Source organism: Nocardiopsis baichengensis YIM 90130 (assembly GCF_000341205.1).
GTDB lineage: Bacteria > Actinomycetota > Actinomycetes > Streptosporangiales > Streptosporangiaceae > Nocardiopsis_A > Nocardiopsis_A halophila.
Genome location: NZ_ANAS01000004.1, coordinates 375,796 through 389,089, shown reverse-complemented (window position 1 = coordinate 389,089; position 13,294 = coordinate 375,796). Strand labels below are relative to the sequence as shown.

Below are 13,294 nucleotides of genomic sequence, written 5' to 3'. Positions count from 1 at the left end.
GCGGCGTCGCCCGATTCCATAGAACCCCTTTCGTTCATCGATGTGAGAGAAGTGATGCGCGGCAGCTCTTATACGCAGTGTAGCCATGAGGGCTCTGGCATTCCCCTTCCCGCTCAATGAGCTGTTTTCATCCTGAGGGTGCAGGTCACAGCCTCGTACCGGCCCCGCGAAACCACCCCTGACAGCAAAAAACCCCTCGTAAACGGGCCAACAACCACGAAAGCCTGCACCACCAGGGGTTCCGATGCTGTTCTACCGCGCCTGCCTGCCCTTGTCACGCCGCACTCTCAACCTGGCCGCCCGCACCGTCGCCGCCCACCGCGAGGCGACCGGAACACGGTGGAGGCGCCTCGACTCGGCCGGGCAGGCCCTGCTCGTGCTGGTCCACCTGCGCAAAGGCGAGCCCTTCGCGACCCTGGCCGCCGGCTTCGGGGTCTCGACGACCACCGCTTGGCGCTACGTCCGCGAGACCACGGGCCTGCTGGCCGGCCTGGCCCCCTCGCTCGAGGTGGCGCTGCGCAGGGCCCGGCGCAAAGGGTGGGCCTTCGTGATCGTGGACGGAACCGTGATCGCCTGCGACCGCCTGGCGGCCGACCGGCCGTTCTACTCGGGGAAGCACAAGCACCACGGGATGAGCATCCAGGTGGTCGCCGCTCCCGACGGCGAACTGCTGTGGGTCTCGGGGGTGTGCTCGGGTCGGTGCACGACGTCAGGGCCGCCAGGATCTTCAGCATCGCCGGGCGGATCGCGGCCGCGGGTCTGTTCTGCCTGGGCGACAAGGGCTGTGTCGGCCTGTCGCCGGTGGTCGTCTGCCCCTTCAAGGGCCGCGGCAGGCCGGAGTGGAAGAAGGAGGCCAACCGAGAGCACGCGAGGCTGCGGGGGCCGGGCGAGCGGGCGAACTCCCAGCTCAAGAACTGGGCCGTTCTGCGTAGGCTGCGCTGCTGCCCCTACCGGGCCGGAGAGATCGCCCGAGCTGTGCTGGTCCTGCAGGCCCGAGAATCACGATGAAAAAGGCTCAGTACCGGAGCATCCTCCGGCGAACAAAGATCCGGTTCGGGTCCTACGAGCTAGAAGAGATCGACAAGGAGATGATCCAGGGGTACATCTACGACCTCACGAAACGGGAGAGGCTCTCTCCCTACTACGTCCTTGGGATCTATATCTTCCTGGCGATCGTCTTCAAGGAGGCGGTCCTCAACGAGAAGATCAACCGCACGCCCTGCGTCGATATCGCCCTTCCCAAGACGGAGAAGCAGCGGTTCTTCATCAAACCCACGCTCGCGGAGCTGGAGGTCATCTGCGAGGAGATCAACCCGCGCTACCGCGTCGCCGTATGGCTCATGCACGGGCTCGGACTGCGGATCGGGGAAGCTCTCGGTGCTTCCCAGCTCGACATCCTCGGCGGCGGCGACACCTTCCGAGCCCACCGGCAGATCACCCAGCGCGGGGAGACCTCCCCGCTCAAGCACCGCGAGTGGGGCCAGTTCCGGGACATCCCCATGACCCGGTTCACCCACCAGAAGATCCAGGAGCACATCGAGGAGTTCGGCGTCGAAGAGGACGGGCGCCTGATCCGTGGGGCCAAGAAGCCTCTGCCGAGCCACGACGGGCTCCGGGACGGGTTCGTCCGGGGCCTGCTCCAGACGGAGCTGCCGCCGACGATGCGGCCGCACGACCTGCGCCATGCGTGGGTGAGCGACCTTCTCGCCGGCGGCGTGCCCATCACCGAGGTGTCGCGGTGGACGGGCCACGTCCACGTGACGACTACGCAGCGTATCTACGGGCACGAGGTGCCCAGCTCCCTCCACCAGGGCCGGATGTTCCTGGAACACCGCTACGAGTCCCTGGTGGCCGGGAAGGACCCGGCAAATGTTGGTTTTAGCTGGGTTGCCCCTCCCGGCGGGGACCCGGAGCACGGGGTTCCGGGCCTCGCGGCCTAGAGTCCGGAATCCGCTTCGAAGCGGACCACAATGGACTTGGAGGTGGGGGTGTTGGACACGTCCGCGGTGGAGTCCAGCGGCACCAGCACGTTGGTCTCCGGGTAGTAGGCGGCCGCGGAACCCCTGGCCGTGGGGTATTCGACGATGAGGAAGTGGGGCGCGCGGCGCTCGGTGCCGTCCTTCCACTCGCTGACCAGGTCCACGTAGCCTCCGGCCTCCAGGCCGAGTTCCTTGAGGTCCTCAGGGTTGACCAGGACCACCCTGCGCCCGTTGTGGATGCCGCGGTAGCGGTCGTCCAACCCGTAGATCGTGGTGTTGAACTGGTCGTGCGAGCGCAGCGTCTGCAGCAGCAGGCGTCCCCGGGGGACCTGCGGGGCCGACAGGCCGTTGCTGGTGAAGTTGGCCTTGCCCGTGGCCGTGGGGAAGGTGCGGCTGTCCCTGGGGGCGTGCGGCAGCAGGAACCCGCCCGGCCTGCGCACGCGCTCGTTGTAGTCCTTGAAGCCGGGGACCACGCGCTCGATGCGCTCCCGGACGCGATCGTAGTCGGCGAACTCCTCCCAGGGGACGACGTCGTCCTCGCCCAGCAGCCGCACCGCCAGTCCACGCACGATGTCGACCTCCGACCGCATCTCCTGCGACAGCGGCTCCACGCGGCCCCGGGAGGCGTGTACCTCGCCCATGGAGTCCTCGACGCTGACGAAGCGCTCCTCCCCCTCGTGCAGATCGAGGTCGGTGCGCCCGAGCGCCGGAAGGATCAGCGCGCGCTCGCCGGTCACCGCGTGCGACCGGTTGAGCTTCGTGGACACCTGCACCGTCAGGCGGCAGCGGCGCATCGCCTCCTCGGTCGCGGCCGTGTCCGGGCTCGCCGACACGAAGTTGCCGCCCATGGCGAAGAACACCTTGGCGCTTCCGTCGCGCATGGCGCGGATGGCGTCGACGGTGTCGACCCCGTGCTCGCGCGGAGGGGCGAACCCGAACTCCGCCTCGAGGGCGTCGAGGAAGGACGCCGGCGGCCGCTCCCAGATGCCCATGGTGCGGTCGCCCTGGACGTTGCTGTGCCCGCGCACCGGGCACACGCCCGCCCCGGGGCGCCCCACGTTGCCCCGCAGCAGCAGGAAGTTGACGACCTCGCGGATGGTGGCGACGGAGTTGCGGTGCTGGGTCAGCCCCATCGCCCAGCAGACCACGACCTTCTCCGAGGCGAGCACCATCGCCGCCGCCTCCTCGACCTGCTCGCGGCTGAGCCCGGTGCAGGCGCCGACGCGCTCCCAGAACTCCTCCTCCCCGTGGTCGAGGAGGGCCTTGGCGTAGGCGTCGAAGCCGTGGGTGTGCTCGGAGATGAAGCCGTGGTCGAGGACGCCGCCGCGCTGCTCGTCGATCTGCAGCAGCAGCCGGTTGAGGGCGCTGAACAGCGCCAGGTCCCCGCCGACCTTGACCTGGAGGAACAGGTCGGTCAGGACGGTCCCGGGCCCGACGATCCCGCGTGCGGACTGCGGGTTGCGGAAGCGCTGCAGCCCCGCCTCGGGCAGCGGGTTGACCGTCATGATGCGCGCCCCCGACCGCTTGGCCTTCTCCAGGGCGGTGAGCATGCGCGGGTGGTTGGTCCCCGGGTTCTGCCCGGCGACGATGATCAGGTCGGCCTGGTAGAGGTCGTCCAGCTTCACGCTGCCCTTGCCCACGCCCAGCGTCTCGGTGAGCGCCGACCCCGACGACTCGTGGCACATGTTCGAGCAGTCGGGCAGGTTGTTGGTGCCGAAGCGGCGCGCGAGCAGCTGGTAGAGGAAGGCGGCCTCGTTGCTGGTGCGGCCCGAGGTGTAGAAGACGGCCTCGTCCGGCGAGTCCAGGCCGGTGAGCTCGTCGGCGATGACGGCGAGGGCCTCGTCCCACCCGATGGGCGTGTAGCGGTCGGCGCCCGGGCCGGCGTACATCGGATGGGTCAGGCGCCCCTGCTGGCCGAGCCAGTAGCCGCTGCGCTCGGCCAGGTCGGACACGGGGTGCTCGGCGAAGAACTCCGGCCCCACCGCGCGGCGGGTCGACTCCTCGGCCACGGCCTTGGCCCCGTTCTCGCAGAACTCGGCCGGGTGCCGGTGGTCGGGCTCGGGCCAGGCGCAGCCGGGGCAGTCGAACCCCTGCTTCTGGTTGACCGCGGTCAGCGTCAGCAGCCCCCGCTTGGCCCCCGACTGCCGGCCGACGACCTTCATACTGTTGGCGATCGCGGGGATGCCCACGGCCGAGCGCTTGGGCTCGGAGACGCCGGGGGCGTCCTGGCGCGGGTCGTCGGTGGGAGGATTGGACATGGCGGCCCCCTGAACGTACAGCCGGCGGTGCTGTTGGACTTCCATTCTTCCAGGCTCGGCGCCGTGTCGGTCAGTGCCGATCGGCGCCTGTGGACAAGGGGGAGCGGTTCCGCCCGCCCTCCCGGGCCCCGCGCTCGATGCGCTCGGCGGCCCGGGCGAACGCGGCCGTGCACACACGCGACACTAGGCGGCCGGGGGAGCGGTGCCACCTGGCCGGAAGGGCGGCGCCGGCCCTCCGAACGGAGGGGCGGAACCGCGGGCAGGGCCGCCTCGGGCCCCTCGGGCGGCGCCCGGTCCGGCCGCGCGGCATGCCGGGTGTCGGGCTGTTCCCGACGACTGATGTTTCACGTTGCCCTATCATGGCAGGCATGCAGAATACCGAAGGCGGAGCCGCGCAGAATTCCCCGAGGAAGAATACGTCACTTTCGGCGGCCGCCTATTTCGCGATTCGCGACATGCTGGTCACCACGAGCATCCAGCCCGGAGCGCCGGTGCACGAGGAAGAGCTCACCCGCCAGCTCGGAGTGGGGCGGACCCCGGTCCGCGAGGCGATCAAGCGCCTGGAATCCGAGAGGCTGGTCAAGGTCTACCCGCGGCGCGGCGTGTTCGCGACCGAAGTGCAGCTCTCCGACCTTTCGCTGCTCACCGAGGTCCGCGCGCCCCTCGAAGGCGAGGCCGCCTATCAGACGGCCCGGCGCGCGACCGGGCAGCAGCGCTGCCGACTGGCCGGACTCCGGGACGAGGCCTTCGAGCACGGGCGTGACGCGGAATCGCAGATGGTGTTCGACAGCAAGGTGCACCGGGCGATCTACGAATGCTCCCACAACACCTACCTGGAGGCGACGCTCACCCAGTACTACAACCTGATGCTGAGGATCTGGTACCTCTATATCGACCGCCTCCCCGCCGTGACCGACCATGTCGGCGAACTCGTCCCGCTCCTGGAGACGATGATCGACTGCGAGGCCGACCGCGCCCGCGAACTCGCCGTCGAGCACATCCGCGGGTTCGAGAAGGCCGTTCTGTCCATTCTCTGAAGGCCTCTCAACGCGTTCTCCCGGCTCCCGGCTGGGGCGGCATCCGCATTCCGGGTGAATGAATCGTGGTCGTGGTGACGGCCGGGGGGAGGGACGTCACCACGACCACGAATCTGATCGGGGCCGCCGATCAGCGGACGCCGGCGCGCGGCCGGCCGGGCTCCGGGACGGGTTCCGCGCGCAGCTCGCGCACGAGGCCGACGCACGCCGCCACCAGGAGCGCCATGAACGGCAGGGCGACGACGAGCGAGACCGTCTGGATCGCCGAGAGCCCACCCGCCAGCAGCAGGACGGCCGCGGTCAGGGCGATCGCGACGCCCCACAGGACGACGAGCCAGCGGCGGGGGTGCAGCGCGCCGCGCTGGCACATCGTGGCCAGGACGACCGACGCGGAATCGGCGCTGCTCACGAAGAACAGCGCGATCAGCACCATCACCGCGACGGAGGAGAGCGCCGTCAGCGGAAGGTGGCCGAAGAGGGAGAACAGGGCCCCCTCCTCGCCGGAGGCCTCCAGCACGTCGGCGATCGGGGCCTGGCCGGTGAGCTGCAGATGGATGCCGGTGCCGCCCATGACCGCGAACCAGGCCAGGCTCAGCGCCGTGGGGACCACGAGCACGCCGACCACGAACGCGCGGACGGTGCGCCCGCGCGAGATGCGGGCGATGAAGGCGCCCACGAAGGGGGCCCAGGACATCCACCACGCCCAGTAGAAGACCGTCCACGCGGCGAGCCACGCCTCGCCGCCGTAGGCCCCGGTCTGCGAGGACATCGGGACGATGTGCGCCGTGTACCCGCCGAGGGTCTCGATGAGCGTCTGCAGGATGCGCACGCTCGGGCCGGCCACGAACACGAACGCGACCAGCACCCCGGCCAGGGCCGCGTTGACCGTGGAGATGTGCTTGATCCCGCGGTGTACGCCCGTCACCGCCGACAGCACGAACAGCAGCATGAGCGCGGCGATGACCGCGATGGCCACCGCGGTGTTCTCGGGGACGCCGAACATGGAGGCCAGGCCGCTGTTGATCTGCAGTGCGCCCAGGCCGAGCGAGGTCGCCGCGCCGAACGTGGTGAGGAAGACGACGAAGGCGTCGATGGCGCGGGAGGGCCCGAAGGAGGGCGGCCTGCCGGGCAGCACGATCGCGCTCAGCAGGTTGGGCCGCCCCTTGCGGAACATGCCGTAGGCCAGGGCGAGGCCCACCAGCGCGTACAGCGACCAGGGGTGCAGGCCCCAGTGGAAGACGGAGTACTCCATCGCGAGCCGCGAGGCCTCGGGGGAGTTCGGCGCTGCGGCCCCCATCGGCGGCCGGGCCAGGTGCGACAGGGGTTCGGCGACGCCCCAGAAGACCAGGCCGATCCCCATGCCGGAGGCGAACAGCATCGCGGTCCACGCCGGCGTACTGAACTCGGGCCGTTCGCCGTCGCGGCCGAGGCGGATGTCCCCGAACCGTGAGAAGGCCAGGAACAGGGCGAATACGACGAGCCCGGAGGTCACCAGCCCGTAGAGCCAGCCGGTCGAGTGGAGGATCCGGTCGAGCACGGCCTGAGCGCTCGACGCGAGGGAGTCGGCGTCGACCACGCCCCAGGCGACGAATCCCAGGCACAGGGTCAGGGCCGAGCCGAGGACGACCCGGTCCACAGGTTGGTCCGGTGCGAGTTTCGTGCGGTCGCGCCCGGAGGTGGCGGGGCGGGTGGGGTGATCGAGCGTCGAGTCCTGCTCTTTGCGCAGCATGGGGGGTGGATTCCTTTCGATTCCGAGGCGTTTTCAGGTCCGTTTCCCGGCCGACGCGGCCAGGAGGCGGGCCCCGCAGTCCGCAGTGCGCGGGGGCACTGGGTCCGCTTCGCTCGTCAGGGAAAGCGGGCGTGCGAGGCGGGCGGTGCGTCCGCTCGCGCCGGACGCGCGGCGCCTGCCGTCTCCAGGGCGCGTCCGTCGGCGCGTGGCCCCCGATTCCGAGGGCCGGGTCGCGAGGGCCGGGGTGTCTCCCCTGGCGCACTCGGACCGTGGCCGCTTCCGGGCACCTTTTTCACGCGGGCGGCGCCGGGGGCTCCTCGATCGGTGATGGGATGTGCGTTGAAGCCGGTGCAGGTCGGCCGGCCGTACCGGGCCCCGGCATCGGAGGGGGCGGCACGGCCGCCTCGGCGCGGGCACCCGGCGCGCGGGGGAGCGTTCTGCCCTCCGGACGGACACGGTGCGCGGACGGGCGCCCGGCCCTGCAGCGGCGGACCGGCCGTGGACACCCGTCGCCGCGTCCAACGGCTCCGGGAACCTCCGTCAACGGCCGAGGGGAGGATGTGCCGTCCGCCTACGCGGGCAGCCGACCCGGACGGATCGGCACCGGTGGCCCCGGGCTGCCGGGGTGTGCTGCCGGTGGCGGTGGAGGACAGACGGGGCGGCCGGTGTCGGTCCGGCGGAACGTGTCCGCTGCGGACCGCTCGCGCCGGACGGGCGGTCGGCAGCGGGGCCCCGGCCCCCCGGACCCCGCTGCGGTTCAGCCGTCGAATTCGGTGGCGTCGATCAGCCAGTCGGCCAGGTAGCGCGCGTACGAGGAGCGCACGAAGATCCAGAAGTCCGCAGGATCGGTCTCGCGGCACAGCAGGATCACCGCGGCGCGCGCGAGGAGGGTCTGCGCGCACCGGTCGGCGCCGAAGACGCGCGGGTGCAGGTCGAGCGCGCACCCCGTGTTCAACAGGTCGCGCGTCTTCGGCCCCGTCACCCTGACGATCGTGCGGTGGGCCGACACGTCCACCACCGCGCCGTGCGCGCCGTCCAGGGCCGCGGTCAGCGTGTCCTGGAGCTCCTGCGCCGTTCCTTCGGAGCCCACCACCAGCCACTCGTCGGGCCCCAGGCCCAGGACGAGGACGCGGTCGGTGCGGGCGACCTGCCCGGGCCGGCCGGGAAGCGCGGCCCCGAGCGCCGTGCCGATGCGCTCGGCCGCCCCGCCCCTGGGGTCCACGCGCAGCGCGACCTGGGCGGTGAAGGGGACCTCGGCGATCCGCACGCCCTGCACGCCCTCCGGCGCTGAGTGCCGGGCCAGGGCGTCCGCGCGGGCCGCCAGCGGAGAGGCGCCGTACAGGTCAGCCGTCACGGCGGGCTCCTTCCTTGTCGTAGAACACGGGATCGGTGATCTCGACGGGCACGAGCCGGTCGCCGACATGGCCGTAGACCGTCTGCCCGATGCGGTCGCGTCCCCCTCGGACCAGGGCCAGGGCGAACGGTGTGCCGAGCACGGCGCTGCGGTAGCTGGAGGTCACGTGGCCGAGCATCGGCACCGGCGGTTCGGGGAGCACCCGCGTCTCCACGAGCTGGGTCCCCTCAGGGAGGACGCCCTCCCCCGCGGCCGGGATCAGGCCCACGAGCTGCTTGCGGTCGGTGCGGGCGGTGTCGGGGCGGCTGAAGGAGCGGCGGCCGATGAAGTCGGCCTTCTTCCTCGACACCGCCCACCCCATGCCCAGGTCCTGCGGGGTGACCGTGCCGTCGGTGTCCTGGCCGACGATGGGGAAGCCCTTCTCCGCGCGCAGCACGTGCATGGTCTCGGTCCCGTAGGGCGTGATGCCGAACGGCCCGCCCGCCTCGTAGAGGGCCTCCCAGACGTGCCGGCCGTGCCACCAGGGCACGTTGACCTCGAAGGCCAGCTCACCGGAGAAGCTGATCCGGCACACCCGCGCCCTCCGCCCGGCGACCGCGCCGTTGCGCCAGCTCATGAAGGGGAACTCGGCGTTGTCCAGGTCGATGCCGGCGGCCACCCGCGCCAGGACCTCCCGCGAGCGCGGGCCGGCGAGCGCGATGGTGGCCCACTGCTCGGTCACCGAGGTCAGATGCACCCGCAGGTGCGTCCACTCGGTCTGCAGCCAGTCCTCCAGGTGCTCCAGCACGTGGGCGGCGTTGCCGGAGGTCGTGGTGAGCAGGTACCGGTTCTCGCCGGTGCGCATGACGGTCCCGTCGTCGAAGACCATCCCGTCGGCGGTGCACATGAGTCCGTACCGGATACGGCCGACCTTGAGCGTGCTCATCATGTTCGTGTAGACGAGGTCGAGGAACGCGGCCGCGTCCGGGCCCTGCACGTCGATCTTGCCGAGCGTGGACACGTCCTGCATCCCCACGCCGGTGCGCACCGCGCGGCACTCGCGCAGCACGGCGGCCTCCATGTTCTCGCCCCGCCGGGGGTAGTACCACGGGCGCTTCCACTGGCCGACGTTCTCGAAGGGCGCGCCGTGCCCGACGTGCCAGTCGTGCATCGCCGTCACCCGGACCGGGTCGTAGAGGTCGCCCCGCTCCCGGCCGGCCAGCGCGGCGAAGGCCACGGGCGTGTAGGGCGCGCGGAAGGTGGTGGTGCCCACCTCGGACGGGTCCGTCCCCAGCAGCTCGGCGATGATGCCCGTCGACAGCGTCCCCGACGTCTTGCCCTGGTCGTGCCCGGTGCCGACGGTGGTGAAGCGCTTGATGTGCTCCACCGAGGTCAGCCCCGCTCCGACGGCCCTGCCGATGTCGGCGACCGTGGCGTCGCGCGCCAGGTCCACGAACTGCCGGGCGCCCGGCGCCTCGGTGTCGGGGTCGGGCACCCGCCACAGCGGGCGGCCCTTGGGCACCGGGTGCGCGTCCGTCTCGGGGCGGGGCGCCGCCGCGGCCTCGAGCCCGAGGCGGGAGGCGGCCTGCACCCCGGCCACCGCGCCGCTGGACAGGCACTGGGCGGTGGTCCGCAGGCCGGACGCCGCGCCCGCCGGGTGCACCCCGGGCACGGAGCCGGCGGGCAGGAACGCGCCGGCGGCCCCGTCGAAGGCGACCGGGCCGCCGGCCTGGGAGTACAGGTGGACCGCGGGGTTCCAGCCGCCGGAGACGAGCAGCAGGTCGCACGCCTGCGGGTCGGCGGCGCCGATCGTTCCGGAGTCCGGGTCGAACGCGGCGATGTGCGCCGCGGTGACGTGCTCCTCGCCGGAGGTGCCCACCACGGCGTGCCCGGCGAGCACCGGGATCCGGGCCTCCGCGCAGCGCCTGGCCCAGAAGGGGGGCGCCTCCGGCCGCGCGTCGACGACGGCGGCGATCTCGACCCCGGCGCCCCACAGGTCCAGCGCGGCCGGGTAGGCGCCGTCGTCGGTGGTGAACACGACGGCGCGGCGCCCCGCCACCACGCCGTACCGGTGCAGGTAGGTGCGGGCGGCCCCGGCCGGCATCGTGCCGGGGCGGTCGTTGTCGGCGAAGACCAGGGGGCGCTCGTGCGCCCCGGTCGCCAGGACCGCTTCGCGGGCCCGGATGTGCCAGGTGCGCTGGCGGGTGAGGGCGTCTGGGCCCCGGTCCTCCAGCGCCACCAGGTAGTTGCCGTCGTAGTGGCCGAAGACCGTGGTGCGCGGGAGCAGGCGCACGTCGGGGCCCCGGGCGAGCTCGGCGGTCACCCGCCGCACCCAGTCCGCCGCCGGCGCATGGTCGAGCAGCTCCCCGCTGCCCAGCAGGCCGCCGCCGAACTCGGTGTCGGCGTCGGCCACGACGACCCGGGCGCCGGCGCGGGCGGCGGCCAGCGCCGCGGAGAGCCCGGCCGGTCCGGCGCCGACGACGAGCACGTCGCAGTGGGCGTGCATCGCGTCGTAGCGGGCGGGGTCGGGGCCGGCCGCCAGGCGCCCCTGCCCGGGCAGGCCGTGGGCCTCCAGCCCGTCCCGCAGCTCCACCGTGGTGGCGGTGAGCATGGGCTCGGGGAAGGGCTTGACGATCTGCACCAGCGCGTTGGGCTCCTCGGCGCCGGCGGACGCGATGCCCCGGGGGCGCCCGTGGCGGATGCCGGTGCCCACCTGGTGCACCCCGTTGGCCAGCAGCGCCGAGGCCAGCGTGTCGCCGGCGCAGCCCTGGTAGTCGCGGCCCTCGAAGCGGAAGGCCACGGGGCGGTCCCGGTCGATCCGGCCGCCCTCTGCGAGCCTGAAGGAGCCGTTCACACCGCCACCGCCCTCTCCTGCTCCGCGCCCACCGGGCGGATCTCGTGGGTCACGGTGTCCCGGCGGACGGTGAACCAGCGGCGGCAGCCCGCACGGTGCATCCACCGCTCGGTGAAGGCGCCCATGGGGTTGGCGCGGAAGAACAGGAACCGGGCCCATTCGGCGTCGGAGACCGTGTCGGGGTCGCGGGGGCAGGCCACGTCGGCCTGGCCGCCGTAGTGGAACTCGACTTCGTTGCGCGGGCCGCACCACGGGCACGGGATCAGCATCATGCGGGGCCTCCTTCGGAGGGTCGTGGGATGCCGCGACGCCGGGGTCGCGGAGAGGGGGAGGCGGCAGGCGGCGCGGCCGGCCCGTCCCGCCCGGGTCAGTGCGCCACCCCTGCGGCGCCGTGTTCGTCGATCAGGGCGCCGGTGGTGAAGCGCTCCAGGCCGAAGGGCTCGGTGAGCGGGTGCGGCTCGTCCTTGGCGATGGTGTGCGCGTAGCACCAGCCCACGCCGGGGGTGGCCTTGAAACCGCCGGTTCCCCAGCCGCAGTTGATGTACAGGCCCTCGAAGGGGGTCCGCCCCATGATCGCGGAGGCGTCGGGGGTGACGTCCACGACGCCGGCCCAGGTGCGCACCGCGTGGGCGCGGGCGAACACCGGGAACAGCTCCACGGCCGCGGCCAGCTCCCGCTCGATGGTGGGGAACGCCCCCCGCCGGCCGTAGGAGTTGTAGGAGTCGATGCCCGCCCCGAGCACGAGCTCGCCCTTGTGCGCCTGGCTGACGTAGACGTGCACCGCGTTGGACATGACCACCGTCGGGTGCACGGGTTCCAGTAGCTCCGAGACCAGGGCCTGCAGCGGGTGGCTCTGCAGCGGCAGGCGCAGTCCGAGCGTGTCGGCCAGCACCGAGGTGTGGCCAGCCGCGGCCAGCGCGACCCTGCCCGCCCGGATCGGCCCCCGGGTGGTCTGCACGCCGACCACCCGGTCGCCGACCCGCTCGAAGCCGGTGACCTCGCACCCCTGCACCAGGTCCACGCCCAGAAGGTCCAGGGCGCGGGCGAGGCCCCAGGCGACGTGGTCGTGCTTGGCGATGCCCGCCCGGGGCTGCCAGGTCCCTCCCAGCACGGGGTAGCGCAGGTCCGGCGAGGTGTTGAGGATCGGGCAGGCCTCGGCGGCCTGCTCGGCGTCGAGCCACTCGGCGTCGATGCCGTTGAGCCGGTTCGCCCCCACCCGCCGGACGCCGTCGCGCACCTCCTGCAGCGAGTGCGCCAGGTTCAGCACGCCGCGCTGGGAGAACAGCAGCGGGTAGTCGAGCTCCTCCTCCAGCCCCTCCCACAGCTTCAGCGCGTGCTCGTAGAGCCCGGCGCTCTCGTCCCAGAGGTAGTTGGAGCGGATGATGGTGGTGTTGCGGGCCATGTTCCCGCCGGCCAGCCATCCGCGCTCCAGGACGGCGATGTCGGTGATGCCGTGGTTGACCGCCAGGTAGTAGGCGGTCGCCAGGCCGTGTCCGCCGCCGCCCACGATGACCACGTCGTAGGACCGTTCGGGGTCGGCGGCGCGCCAGAGCCGGTCGGGGTGGTCCGGCAGGTCGGCGCCGGGGGTGCGCGGTGCCATCAGAGCCCTCCGTTCGAGCCCGGGTAGAGCGGTGCGGCGGGGGCCGGGGCCTCCGCCCGTGCGGGCGGCCGCGCGGCGGCCGCGCCGTCGAAGCCGGGCTGCAGTGACGCGGCGGTGACGTCGGCGTGTTCACAGCCGCCGAGGGACCGCCGGCCGGGGGAGCCCTCGGCGTACTCGTCGGTCGGCACCGCCCCCTGGGCCTCCAGGACCGGGCGGGGGGCGACGTTCTCCGAGGCGATCATCTGCAGGGTGGTCCGCTGTCGGTGGAGCTCGGCGCCGAGGGCCGCGGCGACCTGCGGGTCGGCGGCGCTCAGCGGCAGGTCGAGAGCGCGGGCGGCGCTGGTGGGGCGGGAGGGGGACACGGGACTCCTTCCGTGCCGGAGGGCGGCGGGCGGGGAGTGGACGGCCGCGCGACACTGCCACGCAATTACCATACAACTGAAATATCAGAAGGCCCTCAGGCTAACAGCGAGGGCACTGGGGTCAAGGGGGTCGCGCCACCGG

The 13,294-nt window shown here is 72.5% G+C and carries 8 protein-coding genes and 2 pseudogenes; 3 read left to right on the top strand and 7 right to left on the bottom strand.

Translation table 11 applies throughout. From position 1 onward, the window contains the following. Positions 1 to 376: 376 nt before the first annotated feature. Together C892_RS28470 and C892_RS0103060 are read left to right on the top strand one after the other, a co-directional pair. Positions 377 to 1,008, top strand: a pseudogene (locus tag C892_RS28470) (transposase family protein). After that, complete coding sequence (locus C892_RS0103060; protein WP_017556006.1) at positions 1,005 to 1,940, top strand: tyrosine-type recombinase/integrase; 936 nt, start codon at positions 1,005 to 1,007, stop codon at positions 1,938 to 1,940. Before C892_RS28470 ends, C892_RS0103060 begins: the two are co-directional and overlap by 4 nt. Here the strand turns inward: C892_RS0103060 and C892_RS0103055 are convergent. Further along, on the bottom strand, positions 1,937 to 4,237 hold the full coding sequence (locus C892_RS0103055) for an FdhF/YdeP family oxidoreductase (protein ID WP_026124105.1): 2,301 nt from the start codon (positions 4,235 to 4,237) through the stop codon (positions 1,937 to 1,939). The genes C892_RS0103060 and C892_RS0103055 overlap by 4 nt on opposite strands. Positions 4,238 to 4,605: 368 nt before the next feature. Between C892_RS0103055 and C892_RS0103050 the strand changes: the two genes are divergently transcribed. Then, a complete protein-coding gene (locus C892_RS0103050) occupies positions 4,606 to 5,274 on the top strand; it encodes a GntR family transcriptional regulator (RefSeq protein ID WP_083934308.1) in 669 nt (222 codons plus the stop codon). A 130-nt stretch (positions 5,275 to 5,404) separates the two neighbouring features. On the opposite strand, the gene C892_RS0103045 is transcribed toward C892_RS0103050, so the two are convergent. The 6 genes and pseudogenes from C892_RS0103045 to C892_RS0103020 all read right to left on the bottom strand — a co-directional run. Beyond that, positions 5,405 to 7,003: a BCCT family transporter gene (locus tag C892_RS0103045; RefSeq protein ID WP_017556003.1), complete on the bottom strand. Its 1,599-nt coding sequence runs from the start codon at positions 7,001 to 7,003 to the stop codon at positions 5,405 to 5,407. Between the two features lie 757 nt (positions 7,004 to 7,760). After that, positions 7,761 to 8,357: a sarcosine oxidase subunit gamma gene (locus C892_RS0103040; RefSeq protein WP_017556002.1), complete on the bottom strand. Its 597-nt coding sequence runs from the start codon at positions 8,355 to 8,357 to the stop codon at positions 7,761 to 7,763. Next, complete coding sequence (locus C892_RS0103035; RefSeq protein WP_017556001.1) at positions 8,347 to 11,190, bottom strand: 2Fe-2S iron-sulfur cluster-binding protein; 2,844 nt, start codon at positions 11,188 to 11,190, stop codon at positions 8,347 to 8,349. The genes C892_RS0103040 and C892_RS0103035 overlap by 11 nt, the downstream gene beginning before the upstream one ends. Further along, positions 11,187 to 11,462 carry a sarcosine oxidase subunit delta gene (locus tag C892_RS0103030; RefSeq protein WP_017556000.1) on the bottom strand — a complete coding sequence of 92 codons (276 nt, stop codon included), beginning with the start codon at positions 11,460 to 11,462 and terminating at the stop codon, positions 11,187 to 11,189. Before C892_RS0103030 ends, C892_RS0103035 begins: the two co-directional genes overlap by 4 nt. Positions 11,463 to 11,557: 95 nt before the next feature. Then, positions 11,558 to 12,790, bottom strand: coding sequence for a sarcosine oxidase subunit beta family protein (locus C892_RS0103025; protein WP_017555999.1), 1,233 nt, complete (start codon positions 12,788 to 12,790; stop codon positions 11,558 to 11,560). Positions 12,791 to 12,906: 116 nt separating this feature from the next. After that, positions 12,907 to 13,110 (bottom strand): annotated as a pseudogene (locus C892_RS0103020) (transcriptional regulator); the annotation flags it as partial. Positions 13,111 to 13,294: the final 184 nt, after the last annotated feature.